The following is a 16,693-nucleotide window of genomic DNA, read 5'->3' as shown; positions in this document are numbered from 1 at the left end:
AATTAGGGACAAACTCCAAATAGGATCTGATTTAAGTAAATCTCTGAAGTGGCCGATAAAATAAAACAATGGCGTTATTTGGCCACTTACTTTTGAGGTTTTACCATGCACCAGTTCACGCTTAACTTTGTTTTAAACATGCCTACGACTATTGCTTATGCTGCGTTTCACGATCCTGAATTACTCTTTGAGTGGATGGCACCGGGCGATTGTATGGTATCGCAAGTCGTAAATAATTTTGCTGAGGGTGGCCGCTATCGCATTAAAATGCTCGAACCTACCGGGGGCGAGATGTCACTCACTGGAGAGTATGTTGCTATTGCTGAAGATGAAAAGCTAGTGTTTAGCTGGGCGTGGGAAGACAACCAAGAAGAATCGATAATGACTCACGTGGATATCACTTTTAAAGAGGTGAACGAGGAATCAGTAGAGGTTACTCTTGTTCATTCGGGTTTTATGAATGAGCAAGAGCGAGACCAACATCAATACGGTTGGATGTCTTGTCTAGAAAAGCTCGCTCAACTCTCATTTCGTCCTGAAGTTGTCAACTAAGTTGCCAGCGTTTTAGTACCCAACACGCAGGAGCGGCTTGCTCCTGTCACGGCGGGGACATTGCCGGGGATACTATTGTCATAAGCGTAAGCTAACCAGGCAAAGGCTGCGCCTTCAATATGTTGAGGGTGTTGTCCTAATACTTGGCTGCTAAACACATTGAAGTTAGGTAGCTGCTCTCTAATGGCATCAACCAATACAGAATTAAACACCCCTCCACCACAAAGAATCACATCTGTATTAGGGAGTAACTTGTGTTGCACTATTGCATTGCACACACTTTTTGCGGTGAGTTGTAATAGGGTAGCTTGTACATCTTCAGGCTTATAGTTCTCAAGAGGTGATTCGCCCTTGCTAGCGAGCCATGCAAGGTTGAAATATTCTCTGCCCGTACTTTTAGGGTATGGTAAAGTGAAATATGGGTCGTTTAGACAGGCATTTAATAGCGCTTTGAGCACGGTGCCTTTTTGGGCAAACTCACCGTTAGTATCGTAGCTTTTCCCCGTATGCAGTTTGCACCAAGCGTCCATCAAGGTATTGCTTGGACCTGTGTCATAACCCAAGGGAGCTTTGCAGGCATTAGTCGGTGATAGTATTGAAATGTTTGCAATACCGCCTAAGTTAACAATAATGCGAGCGGCGTCGTTGTGAGCAAAAACAGCGTTGTGGTAGGCCGGCACTAAAGGTGCTCCTTGACCGCCTAAAGCAACATCTTTGCGTCTAAAATCGCTTACAACATCAATGCCCGTCAACACTGCTAATGTGTGTGGGCAGCCGATTTGTGTGGTAAATCCAAGGTCTAATTCTGAACGAGAGTTGGGTTTGTCAACCGTCTTTGAAAGCCCATCGGGAAAGTGCCTAATCGTTTGACCGTGAGAGCCCAACCCTTTAATTTGGCTAGCATCGACACCGGATTTTTCCAGCACACCATGGGTGGCTTTGGCAAAATATTGGGCGACTGCACGTTCTGCGCTACCGACCAAGTTAACTTCATTGTGTCCTGCGCGACAAAGGCTGTGAAGTCTTTCTAAAAGTTCGGCTGAGTAGTGTTCTGTGTAAGCTTCTAGCGTGTGGCAATAGTCCGGCCCTATGTCACAAAGTACGGCATCAACGCCGTCCATACTGGTTCCTGACATAAGGCCAATGTAATACGCCATAGCTTTAACGCATCGCTAGCATAATACGCTTGTTGTTGTTCAATTGTGCTACACGAACTTCCGCAATGGCCATAAAGGCTGCTCGTTCTTCTTCAGCTATTGGCAGTGGGTTCGGCAGCTCTACAGTTCGGGGGTTTCTGTGTACACCATCGACTAAGAATTCATAGTGCAGGTGGGCACCAGTAACCATACCAGTGCTACCAAGATAACCAATGGTTTGTCCTTGACGAACGGTTTCACCAACACGAACTGCACGACTCTTGAAGTGAAGATATTTGGTGGTGTACGTTTCACCGTGTTGAACAAACACGTGATGTCCGTTAAATCTGTCGTAGCCTGATTTAATCACTTTGCCATCACCCGCAGCCATGACAGGGGTGCCAACCGCAGCCACATAGTCAGTACCTCGGTGTGCTTTCCAACGTTTTTGAACAGGGTGGAAACGCGCTTTGGTAAAGTTAGAACTTACATACTTGAAATTAATTGGTGCACGCAAGAAGCTCTTGCGCATACTGCGACCTTCAGGTGTGTAATAGTTACCGTCTTCATGAAGCACCGCTTGAAAGGTCTCGTTTTGGTTAACGAACTCTGCGGCGACTATGTCACCATAGCCAACAAATTCACCTTCAATGTATTGCTCTTCAAAAACTACATTGAAGGTATCGCCTTCGCGTATTTCCATGGCGAAGTCGATATCCCAACCGAAAATACCGGCTAGATTCATGATTTGGTTGCTGGTTAAACCTGCTTTTGTTGCAGCATTCCAGAAACTTGAGTCAATTTCACCCTGAGCAAAATTGTGACGAATATCAATATCTCTAGTATCGATGGCGGCTTCCAAAGCGCCGTTCACGCCTGACGCACGAACAATCAGCGTGTCAGTGGAAGAGAGTTTGTATCTAAGTTCGTCAAAGGCATTATCCTCGCCCGTTAAGAAGGCAATTTCATCCCCTGGGCGCAATGCAATGAGAGGTTTAGCTACGTCTCCTAATTGCGTTACGTTATATACATCTCGAGCGGACAATCCTGCGCGGCTGAAAACTTTTGCCAGTGTATCGCCACTACGTACGGTAAAGGTTTTCCACTGAGAGGTATCTTCAAAGTCAATAATTTCGCTGGATGGCGAAATCTCTATATCAAGCGCGTGACGAACACCAGGGGTTAGCATTGATACGTCACTGTGACGGCTAGCCTCGACGGACTCTGAAGGAAATAGTAGTAGGCCACAAATAAATGCACTAGCCACCGCAAGACCAGTTTGATGATGCTTCGGTAATTGTTTGAATAAATTTATGGTTTCTTTAGCTTTATTTCTAATATTCATAAGACTACCTAACCTAAGCGCAAAGCTGTCCAGCCAGAATCCTATGCTCTGGTTGAATGCTAATGTAACTCAGGTGATTTAGCGCATTGATTACATCAGTTGGGCATTGCCCGAGTAAATTTTCGTCTTAGTGCGAAATTTATCTACAACATTGGCCTAAACATAACCTATTGTAGCGCGAGTTTCGACCCTTGTTTGTGAGTTTGGTTCATCTGAAACCCATAAAAACGGCTAGGTCCATGATAAGTGATTACTTATCCACCTGGTTTGTTATAGAATGCTGACCCAGAAATTGGTTATAAAATTGAGAGTGTTAACGAACTAATGAAAGATTGGCAAACAGCGCTAGCTGAAATTAAACGGGGCACTGATGAGATACTCCCCGAAGACGATTTAATTGAAAAGCTAAAGTCGGGCAAACCTTTAACTGTAAAAGCTGGGTTTGACCCAACCGCGCCAGATCTTCATTTAGGTCATACAGTGCTTATCAATAAGCTCCGTACCTTCCAACAGTTAGGTCACAATGTGGTCTTTCTTATTGGCGATTTTACGGGCCTTATTGGTGACCCAACCGGTAAAAATGTTACTCGTAAGCCGCTTAGTAAAGAGCAGGTACTCGAGAATGCGAAAACCTACCAAGAGCAGGTATTCAAAATTCTTGATCCAGAAAAAACTCAGATCCGCTTCAATTCAGAATGGATGGAGCAACTGGGCGCTGCAGGCATGATCAAGTTAGCTGCCAGCCAAACCGTTGCGCGTATGCTAGAGCGTGATGACTTTAAAAAACGCTATTCAAATGGCCAGCCCATAGCAATTCACGAGTTCTTGTACCCATTGGTACAAGGTTGGGACTCGGTAGCCCTAGAATCTGACGTAGAACTGGGTGGAACTGACCAACGCTTCAACCTGTTAATGGGCCGCGAGTTACAAAAAGACCAAGGTCAAAAGCAGCAATCTATCGTGATGGTGCCGTTACTTGAAGGCTTGGACGGCGTGCAAAAAATGTCTAAGTCACTCAACAACTACATTGGTATTACTGACTCGCCTACTGAAATGTTCGGTAAAGTGATGTCAATCTCTGACGACTTGATGTGGCGTTACTATGACCTAGTAAGCTTCCGCCCACTTGAAGAAATTGCGTCGTTAAAAGCGCGTATGGAAGCGGGTGAAAATCCTCGTGATATCAAGATCCTGCTAGCGAAAGAAATTATCGCACGTTTCCACGACGAAGCCGCCGCAGAAGCAGCGCATCAAGACTTTATTCAGCGCTTCCAAAAGAACGCTATTCCTGACGACATGCCAGAACTTGATGTTGCATTGGGTGATGAAGGTATTGCGATTGGTAACTTACTCAAAGAAGCAAAGTTAGTAGGCTCTACTTCTGACGCTATGCGTATGATTAAGCAAGGCGCAGTAAAGATTAACGGCGAAAAAGTAGAAGATACTCGTCTTACGCTTACTGAAGCTGGCACCAACGTTTATCAAGTAGGTAAACGTAAGTTTGCTCGCATTACGCTAGGTTAAAAAGATATACGGCAAATACAGCCCGAAACGTCCCCTTAGCTGAATAGTACCAGCCAGCTGAGAAGTTTGTGACACACGAGGGACAGTGAGGCACTTTTTAAGGCCGTCTGAGGCATGGATGCCGAAGCCGAGCCCCCATGGATGGGCTTGCGGCGTGCCGTAAAAGTGCCTCGCTTTCCCTCATCGATGTCGTTACAAACTTGTTAGCGCATTCTTTGGCTACTGGGGCGCTTTTGTATTTGCGGGTTATTCGAATACCCTTGCCCATTGGTATAGTGCGCGCAATGCGGTTCTTCTTAACTGTGGGAATGGGTATTTTGGTAAGGGCGTTTTATAGATTGGGAGTTGGTCGTTAACGGGTTGGTCGAGCATTCGCTTTGCGAGTTGATGGCCTGCATATGCTGCAAAACTTACCCCTGAACCACAGTAGCCCATGGCATAACCTATTCGGTTGTCGATTTGCGTGAAGATACGTGGTAGCGAATCTAGAGACACGCTAACCCAGCCACTCCAAAAATACTCAACGTCGATATTTTTAAGTGCCGGAAAGCTCTGAAGCATCGCTTTATACAGTCGTTGTTTTTCACTACTGCTGTTGGCGTTCTTACCTGCCACTGCACCTCTGCCACCAAACAGTAGCCTGCCGTCAGGTAACACGCGGTAGTAGTATTTCATCATTCGTGTGTCCATAAAACTCACCGGGGAGCATAGCTCAGTGCGGGCTATCTGTTCGTCGGTTAATGGTGCGGTAACGAAAATACTGGATTGTACTGGGAATTGACGCTCATTTACTGAATGGTGAAAACCCATTGGGGTGTAGGCGTTGGAAGCAATTAATATGTTTTGCGCATTTATTTCGCCGTTTGGCGTTACAACATTGAAGGTGCGTTTTTTTGCGTTGGTTCAGATAAGGATAATGCCGGTGTGTTGTAAAACAAGTTTGCTCCGGCCGAGGTTGCAACTTTAGTGTATTCGTCCACGAGTTTCAGCGGATGAAGGCATGCCCCGCTAACCTCTACTCCACCAAACATACCCTCTATGCCGAATCGCGATTCTACTGTACCCTGAGTTAATGGTGTGAAGGGTATACCGTAATTGTCCTGTGCCATTGCAGCGCTTTTTAATAATTGACGAGCGTGCTTGGTTGAATGAGCAAGTTTGACGTATGGTCCAGTAGCAAGATCTACCTGCATATCGTACTGATCAATTCGATTTCTCAGTAGTGATACCGCCGCTTCGAATTCATTACTCATACCTTGGGCAATGGCTTTACCCCATTTGTCTTCAATCGCAGAAAGTGAGAGTCTTCCACTGCCTGACAAAATAAAACCTGCATTTCTCCCCGCACATCCAAAGCCAGGCTGGTGGCTATCAATTAAGGTAACGTCTTTACCATGCTCGGCAAGGGTTATGGCAGCTGACAGTCCAGTGTAGCCACCACCGATCACAAGGTAGTTACAAGTGTGTTGTTGAGAAAGTGAGGGCTGACTTTTGCACCGGTGGGTCGAGTGCCAATAGGTTTGAGGTGTTTCTAGAGAAGGAGTAATTCCTGTTTGTACTAGAGGATCGTAGTTATGCTCGCTCATTACGTGAAAGTACTTAATCTATGGTTAGCATCATTTCACCAGCGGCACATTCGCAAATTCCCGGGCACACGGGGCACACATAGCCTTCGTAAAGTGCAAGGCCTTGCCACTTATTAGGGTGTATCTTTAACAGTATTCCACCATTTTTAGTGAAATACTTATATGCGCTATTGCCCGGGCTGGCTAACCATATATGTGCTAAACCAGCTTTAGCGCCTTGTTTTTTGGATTTCTTCACTGAATGCTTCAGTAACTGACTGCCAATGCCCAAGCCTTGCATTTCTGGTGCTACGGTATTGCATTTGAAATAAGCCATCTGAGACTTACTGACAGGCCATAAGGATGGAGTCACCCATTTATCACTGTGCCATTGCTCAGGTGCATAAGTTAACCGAAAGCCTACGATCTTATTGTTCAGTAAAGCGACAAAACTACAGTTGATACCGTCTTTCCATCCTTTGTTGTAGATGTCTTGTAGCGTAGTCGGGGAAAGATAGTTATCACCATGCACTTGGTTACCTAAGGATATTACCTGGTGAAAGTGACGTGGTTGGAACGTCGTATAGACAATATCGCTGGGTTTAATCGTTGTCATCACTTTCTTTCATTCCGTCAAGGTGAACGTCCAATGCTTCCACCGAAATTAGGATCTCTCTTACTGACATCCACAATGAATATAACAATGAGACCAAACTAGCAGCAAAAATCCAATTACCCACGTGTTGATAGGTGAGGTAAATCGCTAGCATAGAAACTACGCATAGAAAAAAACTTCCCACCCCCGCAATTTGCATTCGTTTGATGAGCTGAATACGTTGCCTGAGGTTTTTAATTTGCGCTTGTGTGTTCTCGTCTCGCTCTTCTTTAGAGAAGTTTCGGATCACCGTAGCCAGTGTTAAAAATCGGTTTGTGTAAGCCAAAAGCAATAATGAAATTGCAGGGAACAGCATTGCAGGCGTGGCGATATCAATAATCATGGTGGTTCTTGAACAACAGAAAAAACAGAGTCTATCAGACCGAAAGCGTTTTGTGAGTCAAAATTTAAGTGGGTTGAGAAACAGCGATAAGTAAAATTGAAAATAGAGCGACTGCCACTGCCATAGCACTAGAAATACGTTGGTAGCTATATACCATATCGGAAAATTTGACTTGTTTACTGCCACCTACTCTGGGGTATCGATACTTTATCGAATGATAAATGGCCGGCCCACCAAGCTGAATATCTAATGCGTTACCAAACATCGCGAGCAAGCGTGATGTTCTGTCTTTTGCGGGGCTTTGTATTGCTGACTTTATGGTGTTAAGTGGATTTGATACCAGCATTAATACTAGTCCAGCAAAGAGTGTAGGCAACCATAGAAACAAAGAACAAAGCAGTCGGGCAGGACGGGAAAAATAGCGCATTTTAGGGTCTCGGTAATGCCATTCCCATGAAGTTAGTAGTACGAGTCTGTATATCAAGGCGACAATAGGACCAAACAATACAAAGTACAGTAACACGCCGCAAAATAGGTATACGAACTTTAACCATAATGACTCTATTGCAGCTTTTGCGACACCAACGTCTGTGAGCGTACTGCAGTCTCTGGCGACGAGTTTGGCTACCCATTCTCGAGTAAGTACTTTTTTATTCTTACCAACGGTGCTCAGCACTTTTTTATATTGCCGCCGTTGATAGCCAAAATCCAACAAAGCGACGAGTAAAATACCTTCAAAAAATATCGGGTATTCTGCCATATATATCAAAATACCTAAGCAAACTACCAGTGGGGACAGAAGTACCAAACCTGCTAACGCGCCGGAAATATAGTGTTGAGATGGACCGTAGTCTGTTGACGGTAGGACTTTCTTCCCCATTTGTTTAACCAGATAGCGCATTAAGGTTAACGGGTGACTCCGAAGGGGCCATTGCCAACTTACGTCAACGAGTACGGCGAGCCAGAGTACCAGTAAAGCACCAAACGCTGGTTGGGATAAAAGAAAGTCCACCTTGATTAGTTAGCTAGGTGCTTGGCCACTGCCATAACTAGCTGTGCAGAGTTTTTCGCCGCTGTTTCTAAGTATTCGGTAAAAGAAACAGTAGACGTTTTACCCGCAATGTCAGAGAGCGAGCGAATAACCAAGAAAGGCACACCCAACATAAAGCAGGTTTGCCCAATGGCTGCGCCTTCCATTTCAACCGCTTTCATATCTGGGAATTTTTCACGTAGTTCTGCTACTGCTTCGTCGGATCCGATAAATGCATCACCCGTACAAATAAGTCCGGTGGTTGACTGTAGCTGAGGCATGGTTAGTGCCGCAGCGTTTGCAGCTTCTATCAATGCCACATCGCTTGCATAATGCTCCGGCATTCCTGCACATTGCCCTAAGGCATAACCGAAGTGAGTCAAGTCAGCGTCGTGATGAATGAGGCGGTCGCCAATAACTAGGTCACCTATGGTTAGCTGCTTATCAAATCCGCCAGCCGAGCCCGTATTGACCACAGCGTCAGGTAAAAACTTTTCTATTAATACCGTTGTTGCCAATGCTGCCGCCACTTTACCGATACCACACTTCACTAAGACTATATCTAATCCATGAAGTGAGCCTTCGTAAAACGTAAGGTGTTTATATTGGGTTTCTTTGAGTGATGATAGTGAAGCTTTTAACAGGGCAACTTCTTCGTCCATTGCACCTAAAATACCGAGTTTTTTCATAGTCTATGATGTTCCAACAATATCTACTGTAGTGATTGTAAGTAGAGAGGCACAAGCCAATTAACATAGGGCATTGTGACTTTGAATGTAGAGATGGCTAGATTGTAGCGACAAACCGATAAAACGCATAGGAAAAAGCCTTTGCTACCGGGTTGGATAGCAGCAAAGGCGGGGTAAGTGATAAACCTTATGCAGCCGCAGGTCGGCTTGAGCGCACCGGGCGTGTTGGGCGTTTAGGTGGCTCTGGATTAAGTGTGGGCATAGATGCTTTGCGCTGCTGAAGACGACGCAGTGGTATTAGCTTGTTCTCTAAGCACTCTCTAATTTCGTCAACGCTGTAGCCTGATTTTACTTTGATACGCGCATGCGGCACTCCAGCTGCGTCTAGCGCACCTGTAACAAACCAGTCTTTCTGCGCTTTGTAACCGTCTTGCCCTTTGTTGTGAACAAGATCGATGGCCAATACTGGTGTCATATCTCGCTTATCGACTAAAACAAAATCGAGTTGCCTCGCAGATGCTCGTGATAACGCCTGACTGGCAGTTTTCTTGTTCGCAGACTGACGAACGGAAACAATATCGTTTAGTCGAACGCGGCTGACAATACGGAACTCATGTCCCATTGCTTGTTCGATTAAGTTTAAAAACGAGTGTTCAACAGGGGTGAACAATTGTGGTTTTCTACGAAACGGAAAAGCGACGCCACTATCTGACAATTTTATGGCGCCTAATGCTACAACGATGAGTAACATCATCAGTACGATGGCAAATTCCATGGGTTCCCTCGCAAAGTCTGGTCAAAAATTACTACGCCTCAAGTGACGGACTTTTGACACTTATCAAAACGTACTAACGATTTTGCAAAGGTAATGCCAACAGAGATTAAGGGATCTTTTTTAGTTAAAAACTAAAATATCCACCTGAGTTCCAGTGTTATCTTGCGAGACGATGAGGCGGTGATTCGCGTCAGATGGCGTAAGCACTATACGCGATTGAACCGTTGTTGTTTCGGTATAGTTGCCGCCAGTATCTCGGTAAAAACTTACAACTTCGGTTACTGGGTTGGGCGAAAAGTACACTAGGCTTACCGGTTGATTACCGTCGAAAGACTGGCAATATTTTGCATCAGGGGCAATGGGCACCCCATGAAAATTTTCTGTACATGCCCTTGTTTCCGAATACGATGCATCTTTGGCAACGTCTAGTGTATCGGCAAATGACACGGTAGATAAAAACGTTATCAACACCAGAGTTACGTATTTTTTGTGCCAATTAGCAACATTGTACGTCACGATTAGTTTCCCAGTTGGCTGCAGTACCTAGTTTCAGTGTAGTGTTAGGAACTACTAAGCTCAATACGGAAAACGTTCGGTTGGGTATATGGTATGGGATGAAGGTATGCTGCTTTAAATACAAAAAAGCCCGCTAAAATAGCGGGCTGAATCTTCAACATATTGGAATATAAGGCTTAAACGCCAATATAATCCATAATGCCATCGGCAGCCTTACGGCCCTCATCGATAGCGGTAACCACTAAGTCACTGCCGCGAACCATGTCGCCGCCAGCAAAAATCTTAGGGTTGGAGGTTTGATACGCAAAGTTACCATTGGCAGGCGCGCGAACACGACCTTTTTCATCTAGCATAATGCCAAACTCGCCAAACCATGGTGCAGGGCTTGGTGAGAAACCGAACGCAATAATTACTGCGTCTGCTTTTAACACGTGCTCAGAGCCTTCCACTTCAACAGGACGACGACGACCTTGTGCGTCTGGTGGTCCCATTTCGGTTTTCACGAGCTTAACCCCACAGGCTTTACCGTTTTCATCCACGGCAATGTCTAGAGGTTGTAGGTTGAACATGAACTCTACCCCTTCCTCTTTGGCATTAACGACTTCACGGCGTGAGCCCGGCATGCTCTCTTCGTCACGACGGTACGCACAAATTACGCGATCTGCACCTTGACGAATAGAAGTACGAACACAGTCCATAGTGGTATCACCACCGCCAAGCACGACTACTCGTTTACCTTTCATATCAATGAAGTCTGCTGGATCTTTTTCTAGACCCATCACGCGGTTGGTGTTCGCTACGAGAAACGGCAACGCTTCGTGAACACCGTGAACGTTTTCGTTTTCAAACCCACCTTGCATTGATTTGTACGTACCCATGCCTAAGAAGACAGCATCGTACTCATCGATTAAGGTTTGGAATGCGATGTCTTTACCGATATCCGTGTTAAGTACAAACTCAACACCCATCTCAGTGAAAATTTCGCGGCGTAGTTTGATAACGTCTTTCTCTAGTTTGAACGACGGGATACCGAACGTTAGTAGACCGCCAATTTCTTCGTACTTATCAAAAACAACAGGCTTAACACCATTACGTACCAGAATATCAGCACATGCTAAGCCAGCAGGTCCGGCACCAACGATAGCGACTTTTTTGTCAGTCCACACAACGTCAGACATGTCTGGGCGCCAACCCATTTTGAAGGCGGTATCTGTGATGTATTTTTCAATACTACCAATGGTGACCGCGCCAAAATCGTCGTTCAATGTGCAAGCGCCTTCGCATAAGCGGTCTTGTGGACATACGCGACCACACACCTCTGGAAGGCTGTTGGTTTTGTGCGACAGTTCAGCTGCTTCTAAAATACGCCCTTCATTAGCGAGGCTTAACCACTGAGGAATATAGTTGTGTACTGGACACTTCCATTCACAGTAGGGGTTACCACAGTCTAGACAGCGGTCAGCTTGTCCTTCGGTTTGCGACTGTGAAAGGGGTTGATAGATTTCAGCAAACTCTTGCTTACGCACCATAATCGGCTTTTTAGGCGGATCGATACGCTCTACATCAACAAATTGGTATACATTCTTTGCCATTTACTACGTCCTCCTATTATTGCGCTTGAACGCGCAATTCAGCGCTAGAGCGGCTGATGTGGCCTAGAAGGTTCTTCACATCACTGGTTTTTGGTTTTATTAACTTAACGCGCTTCAACGTGTCGGTGAAGTTGGTAAGAAGTGATAGTGAGTGTTCGCTACCTGTTTCTTCATAGTGCTGGTTAATCAAACCACGGAGGTGTTCGGCTAGAATCACTTTGTCTTCAATAGACATAACTTCAACAAGCTCGGCGTTCACACGTTGGTCTAGGTCGTCATTGTCGTCCATTAGGTAGGCAAAACCACCTGTCATACCGGCACCAAAGTTAACGCCTACAGGGCCAAGTACTGCAACAATACCACCAGTCATGTATTCACAACCGTTGTCACCAATGCCTTCAACCACTGCAATTGCACCTGAGTTACGAACGCCAAAACGCTCACCTGCACGACCCGCAGCAAACAATTTACCGCCTGTAGCACCATACAAACAGGTGTTACCCATAATAGCGCTGTCGTGGGCGTTGAACGTGATGTTCTTAGGTGGATTAATCACTAGCTTACCGCCAGTCATACCCTTACCTACGTAATCGTTGGCATCACCAATCAAGTGCATGTGAAGGCCGCCTGCATTCCAAACACCAAAGCTTTGTCCGGCGGTACCGGTAAGCTCGAGTTTAATTGGAGTGTCTTCAAAATCATGGTTACCGTGATGCTTCGCAATCTCACCAGAAAGCAATGCACCCACAGAACGGTCTGTGTTGCGCACTGGGTAGCGCAGTGTAGTTGACTTGCTGCTCGCCACAAACGACTTAGCGTCTGCAAGAATTTGTGCGTTCAACTCACCTTTATCAACTGGTTCATTGGTGGTTTGCGAACAGAACAGCTTAGTATGATCACCCGCTTCTGGACGTACCAATAGCGGCGATAAATCTAAGCGATTTTGCTTGGCACTAATACCTTCAACGACTTTAAGCAGGTCGGTACGACCTACCAAGTCATCGAACTTAGTTACACCAAGTGCAGCCATGAGTTCACGTACTTCTTGTGCAATGAACTTAAAGTAGTTCATTACCATTTCTGGCAGCCCAATAAAGTGATCATCACGTAGCTTTTGATCCTGAGTTGCAACACCTGTTGCACAGTTGTTCAAGTGACAAATTCGTAGGTATTTACAACCCAATGCAACCATTGGGCCGGTACCAAAACCAAAACTCTCTGCACCTAAAAGGGCTGCTTTGATAACGTCTAGGCCAGTTTTCAAACCACCATCGGTTTGAACGCGTACTTTGTGACGTAGGCCGTTCTCAATCAGCGCTTGTTGCGTTTCAGACAAGCCTAGCTCGAACGGACTACCTGCATATTTTACCGACGTAAGCGGGCTAGCACCTGTACCACCGTCGTAACCCGATACGGTAATCAAGTCGGCATAAGCTTTCGCAACACCTGTGGCAATGGTACCAACGCCAGGCTCAGAGACGAGCTTAACCGATATCAACGCTTTTGGATTGACTTGCTTCAAGTCGAAAATCAGCTGTGCTAAATCTTCGATAGAATAAATATCGTGGTGTGGTGGTGGTGAAATTAGCGTTACACCAGGCACAGAGAAGCGAAGCTGAGCAATGTACTTGTTAACTTTATCACCAGGCAACTGACCACCCTCACCAGGCTTAGCACCTTGAGCTACCTTAATTTGAATGACGCTAGCATTCACAAGGTAGTGTGGCGTAACACCAAAACGGCCAGAGGCGACTTGCTTAATTTTTGAATTCTTCTCAGTACCAAAACGAGAAGGATGCTCACCACCTTCACCAGAGTTAGATTGACCGCCCAAGCGGTTCATCGCAATGGCCAGTGCTTCGTGAGCTTCTGGGCTCAATGCACCGATAGACATTGCCGCGGTGTCAAAGCGGGGGAACAACTTATCAGCGCTTTCAACTTCACTCACATCTACCGGGTCACAAGCAGGGTTAAGTGCAAGTAAGTCACGGATATGTGATGGCGCACGATCATTAACTAATTTAGCGTATTCTTGATAGTCGCTATATTCGCCAGTGACTACCGCTGTTTGTAGCGTTTTAACTACATCAGGGTTGTAGGCGTGATATTCACCACCGTGAACGTATTTCAGTAAACCACCGTGTTGAACTGGCTTGCGTTTTAGCCACGCTACGCGGCTTGAGTTAATAATGTCTTGTTCGAAGTCTTCAAAACCAGCGCCTTGAATTCGCGAGGTAACACCTTTAAAGCACAGTTCCATAACGTCACTGTTGACACCCACGGCTTCGAAGAGTTTAGAGCTACGGTAACTGGCAATAGTGCTGATACCCATTTTCGACATGATCTTGAATAGACCCTTGTTGATACCTTTGCGGTAATTCAACATGGCTTGCATAGGAGTGATGTCTAGCTCTCCATTCGATGCAAGTTGTTCGATAGTTTCGTATGCCAAGAAAGGATAGATCGCAGTAGCACCCAGACCAATCAGCACCGCAAAGTGATGCGGGTCACGAGCAGAAGCAGTTTCAACCACGATGTTAGCGTCACAACGCAGCGCTTTGTCAATCAAACGACGTTGAACCGCACCTACCGCCATAGCCGCCGGAATAGGCAGGCTATCACTGTCAATTTGACGGTCGGAAAGAATCACGAATGCCGCATTTTTGTGCTTAACCAAGTCCTCGACTTCGTTACACACGCGCTCAATGGCAGACTTAAGACCTTCTTCTTGCTTATATTGCAACTCAACGACTTCTGAGTAATAACTCTCAGGGTTGAATTCGCGAAGCTGTTTGAGGTCGGTATACATGAGTATTGGTGAATCGAACAGTACACGATCGGCGTAACCAGAAGTTTCGCTAAATACGTTTTGTTCGCGACCAATACAGGTTGCTAGCGACATAACGTGGTTTTCACGCAATGGATCGATTGGCGGATTGGTTACCTGTGCAAACTGTTGACGGAAGTAGTCATAAACTGTGCGCTGTTTAGATGACATTACCGCCATTGGCGTATCGTCACCCATCGAACCCACGGCTTCTTGCCCATCTTTTGCGAGTACTTTAACTACTTGCTGAATTTCTTCGTAGCTGTAGTTAAATAGCTTGTGGTAGACCGCCATTGTGTCGTCATTGAAAACGCGCTGACCAATTAAGGATGCATCGAGCTTCTCGATGGGCGTTAAACGACGAATGTGCTTATCTAACCACTCTTTATAGGGGTGACGGGCTTTTAAATCTTCATCGATTTCGTTTGAACGCCAGATTTTGCCGGTATAGGTATCAACCGCTAACATTTCACCCGGACCTACACGTCCTTTTTCGATAACGTCTTCTTGCTCGTAATCCCAAATACCTACTTCAGAAGCAAGCGTGATGAAACCGTTCTTGGTAATTACGTAGCGAGCAGGGCGCAAGCCATTGCGGTCAAGGTTACATGCAACGTGACGGCCGTTAGTTAAAACGATACCCGCTGGGCCATCCCATGGTTCCATGTGCATGGAGTTAAACTCATAGAATGAACGGAGTTCGTCATCCATGGTTTCATTGTTTTGATAGGCTGGTGGAACTAACAAACGCATGGCGCGGAATAAATCCATGCCGCCAGCAAGGAACAGTTCCAGCATGTTATCTAACGATGAAGAGTCAGAACCTTCCGTATTGACGAAAGGCGCTGCGTCTTTGAGATCAGGGATAAGCGGAGTAGCGAACTTCGCAGCACGAGCCATCGCCCAGTCGCGGTTACCTTTAATTGTGTTAATTTCACCGTTATGTGCAAGGAAGCGGAACGGTTGAGCCAACGGCCAACGAGGCAAAGTGTTGGTAGAAAAACGTTGGTGGAATACACAAATAGAGCTTTTAAGACGCTCATCCGCGAGGTCTAGATAAAACGCAGGCAGGTCTTTAGGCATGACCAAGCCTTTGTAAATAGTAACCAAGTTAGACAAACAAGCAATATAAAAATCTGGGTCACTTTCTAAGCGTTTTTCTACGCGACGACGAACCATGTATAGGCGGCGCTCTAGGTCGCGCTTACGCCAACCGGCAGGAGCATTAACGAATACTTGCTCTATCTGTGGTACGCCCGTTAACGCTAATTCGCCAAGAACACTGTTATCAACAGGCACTTCTCGCCAGCCAACGACTGTTAGCGTTTCTCTTTCTAACTCTTCGTTGACGATCTCTCTTGCTGCTTGTGCAAGTGCTTTGTCCTGATTGAGAAACACCATGCCAACGCCGTACTTTTTGGCCAATTTCCAGCCGTTTTCGTCAGCAATTGCTTGGAAAAATGCATCGGGTTTTTGCAGCAATAAGCCGCAACCATCACCGGTTTTTCCATCGGCAGCGATACCACCACGGTGTTGCATACGGTCTAAACCGTGAATAGCGGTAGTCACCAGTTCATGACTAGCTTCGCCATGGGTATGCGCAATTAAGCCAAACCCACAGTTGTCCCGAGAATCATTGGGATTATATAAACTCATCTCTTAACTCCTTCAACCTTTGACTGGGGCAAGGTAGTACCTGTTGTGTGTGTAGATGCGCTTAGGATATGCGTATCACAACATAAGTAGACGTCTTGTTTTGAGTAGGCAGAATTACCTTACTCCATGCGTCTTTTCTTGTCGTTATATTATTATTAGAGGATTCCAGTCGATTACCGCATTTTTATGCATTGATAACTTGCGGGCCGTACAAAATACCCACATTGGTTTGTAAAATCAAACAGTAATCTGGCTTTGTGATTTTTAAATTATTAAAAATTTTAAATAATATATAACAATCAATGAGTTAGGGTTGTTGGTGGTGAGTTGTAATAAAAATGTTATTTTTGAAGAAATGAAAGGCTTTTCGTAATTACAAACTCTGGTAAATCCCTCTTTAGTATAAAGTAGCTCTGTTTGGATGAATAATGATGCTGTCAAAATGAAATAATATTCTATTTTGGTTCTTATTGATAATCATTTGGAAC

14 protein-coding genes are annotated in these 16,693 nt (G+C 45.5%); 2 read left to right on the top strand and 12 right to left on the bottom strand.

The window, feature by feature from the left end:
* Nucleotides 1–105 precede the first annotated feature (105 nt).
* The gene (locus tag EYS00_RS14365; protein WP_130637807.1) at nucleotides 106–552 is read left to right on the top strand and encodes an SRPBCC domain-containing protein; all 447 of its coding nucleotides are present in this window, start codon (nucleotides 106–108) and stop codon (nucleotides 550–552) included.
* Here EYS00_RS14365 and EYS00_RS14360 read toward each other — a convergent pair.
* Nucleotides 549–1,709 (bottom strand): anhydro-N-acetylmuramic acid kinase, encoded by a 1,161-nt coding sequence (locus EYS00_RS14360; RefSeq protein WP_130637805.1) that lies wholly within the window; start codon nucleotides 1,707–1,709, stop codon nucleotides 549–551. The genes EYS00_RS14365 and EYS00_RS14360 overlap by 4 nt on opposite strands.
* Before the next feature lie 4 nt (nucleotides 1,710–1,713).
* Nucleotides 1,714–3,033, bottom strand: a complete 1,320-nt coding sequence (locus tag EYS00_RS14355) for an OapA family protein (protein WP_130637803.1) — start codon at nucleotides 3,031–3,033, stop codon at nucleotides 1,714–1,716.
* 324 nt (nucleotides 3,034–3,357) lie between these two features.
* Between EYS00_RS14355 and tyrS the strand changes: the two genes are divergently transcribed.
* Complete coding sequence (gene tyrS / locus EYS00_RS14350; protein ID WP_130637801.1) at nucleotides 3,358–4,557, top strand: tyrosine--tRNA ligase; 1,200 nt, start codon at nucleotides 3,358–3,360, stop codon at nucleotides 4,555–4,557.
* A 246-nt stretch (nucleotides 4,558–4,803) separates the two neighbouring features.
* Here the strand turns inward: tyrS and EYS00_RS21010 are convergent, their stop codons facing one another.
* From EYS00_RS21010 to gltB, 10 genes are all read right to left on the bottom strand, one after another.
* Nucleotides 4,804–5,391 (bottom strand): FAD-binding oxidoreductase, encoded by a 588-nt coding sequence (locus EYS00_RS21010; protein WP_258313033.1) that lies wholly within the window; start codon nucleotides 5,389–5,391, stop codon nucleotides 4,804–4,806.
* 35 nt (nucleotides 5,392–5,426) lie between these two features.
* A complete protein-coding gene (locus EYS00_RS21005) occupies nucleotides 5,427–6,143 on the bottom strand; it encodes an FAD-binding oxidoreductase (protein WP_258313031.1) in 717 nt (238 codons plus the stop codon).
* Between the two features lie 13 nt (nucleotides 6,144–6,156).
* Complete coding sequence (locus tag EYS00_RS14340; protein WP_130637799.1) at nucleotides 6,157–6,738, bottom strand: GNAT family N-acetyltransferase; 582 nt, start codon at nucleotides 6,736–6,738, stop codon at nucleotides 6,157–6,159.
* Entirely contained in the window at nucleotides 6,725–7,120 is a 396-nt protein-coding gene (locus EYS00_RS14335) for a DUF2721 domain-containing protein (protein ID WP_130637797.1), read from the bottom strand. The genes EYS00_RS14340 and EYS00_RS14335 overlap by 14 nt, the downstream gene beginning before the upstream one ends.
* 64 nt (nucleotides 7,121–7,184) lie before the next feature.
* Nucleotides 7,185–8,132 carry a cobalamin biosynthesis protein gene (locus EYS00_RS14330; protein ID WP_130637795.1) on the bottom strand — a complete coding sequence of 316 codons (948 nt, stop codon included), beginning with the start codon at nucleotides 8,130–8,132 and terminating at the stop codon, nucleotides 7,185–7,187.
* 5 nt (nucleotides 8,133–8,137) lie between these two features.
* Nucleotides 8,138–8,839 carry a 5'-methylthioadenosine/adenosylhomocysteine nucleosidase gene (locus EYS00_RS14325; protein WP_130637793.1) on the bottom strand — a complete coding sequence of 234 codons (702 nt, stop codon included), beginning with the start codon at nucleotides 8,837–8,839 and terminating at the stop codon, nucleotides 8,138–8,140.
* A gap of 187 nt (nucleotides 8,840–9,026) precedes the next feature.
* The gene (locus EYS00_RS14320) at nucleotides 9,027–9,614 is read right to left on the bottom strand and encodes a DUF2726 domain-containing protein (RefSeq protein ID WP_130637791.1); all 588 of its coding nucleotides are present in this window, start codon (nucleotides 9,612–9,614) and stop codon (nucleotides 9,027–9,029) included.
* 120 nt (nucleotides 9,615–9,734) lie between these two features.
* Nucleotides 9,735–10,130: a hypothetical protein gene (locus tag EYS00_RS14315; protein ID WP_130637789.1), complete on the bottom strand. Its 396-nt coding sequence runs from the start codon at nucleotides 10,128–10,130 to the stop codon at nucleotides 9,735–9,737.
* A gap of 176 nt (nucleotides 10,131–10,306) precedes the next feature.
* Nucleotides 10,307–11,722, bottom strand: coding sequence for an FAD-dependent oxidoreductase (locus EYS00_RS14310; RefSeq protein WP_130637787.1), 1,416 nt, complete (start codon nucleotides 11,720–11,722; stop codon nucleotides 10,307–10,309).
* A gap of 16 nt (nucleotides 11,723–11,738) precedes the next feature.
* Nucleotides 11,739–16,205 (bottom strand): glutamate synthase large subunit, encoded by a 4,467-nt coding sequence (gene gltB / locus EYS00_RS14305; protein WP_130637785.1) that lies wholly within the window; start codon nucleotides 16,203–16,205, stop codon nucleotides 11,739–11,741.
* Nucleotides 16,206–16,693: the final 488 nt, after the last annotated feature.

The sequence above is a fragment of the Alteromonas sp. KUL49 genome (assembly GCF_006538345.1).
In the GTDB taxonomy this organism is placed as follows: Bacteria; Pseudomonadota; Gammaproteobacteria; order Enterobacterales; family Alteromonadaceae; genus Alteromonas.
Note: the sequence above shows the minus strand (reverse complement) of the source record. Positions and strands in the feature narration are given on the sequence as shown.

Coding starts and splice junctions, on each gene's coding strand:
- EYS00_RS14365 (WP_130637807.1), top strand. CDS start 106: ATGCACCAGTTCACGCTTAACTTTGTTTTAAACATGCCTACGACTATT.
- EYS00_RS14360 (WP_130637805.1), bottom strand. CDS start 1,709: ATGGCGTATTACATTGGCCTTATGTCAGGAACCAGTATGGACGGCGTT.
- EYS00_RS14355 (WP_130637803.1), bottom strand. CDS start 3,033: ATGAATATTAGAAATAAAGCTAAAGAAACCATAAATTTATTCAAACAA.
- tyrS (WP_130637801.1), top strand. CDS start 3,358: ATGAAAGATTGGCAAACAGCGCTAGCTGAAATTAAACGGGGCACTGAT.
- EYS00_RS21005 (WP_258313031.1), bottom strand. CDS start 6,143: ATGAGCGAGCATAACTACGATCCTCTAGTACAAACAGGAATTACTCCT.
- EYS00_RS14340 (WP_130637799.1), bottom strand. CDS start 6,738: ATGACAACGATTAAACCCAGCGATATTGTCTATACGACGTTCCAACCA.
- EYS00_RS14335 (WP_130637797.1), bottom strand. CDS start 7,120: ATGATTATTGATATCGCCACGCCTGCAATGCTGTTCCCTGCAATTTCA.
- EYS00_RS14325 (WP_130637793.1), bottom strand. CDS start 8,839: ATGAAAAAACTCGGTATTTTAGGTGCAATGGACGAAGAAGTTGCCCTG.
- EYS00_RS14320 (WP_130637791.1), bottom strand. CDS start 9,614: ATGGAATTTGCCATCGTACTGATGATGTTACTCATCGTTGTAGCATTA.
- EYS00_RS14310 (WP_130637787.1), bottom strand. CDS start 11,722: ATGGCAAAGAATGTATACCAATTTGTTGATGTAGAGCGTATCGATCCG.
- gltB (WP_130637785.1), bottom strand. CDS start 16,205: ATGAGTTTATATAATCCCAATGATTCTCGGGACAACTGTGGGTTTGGC.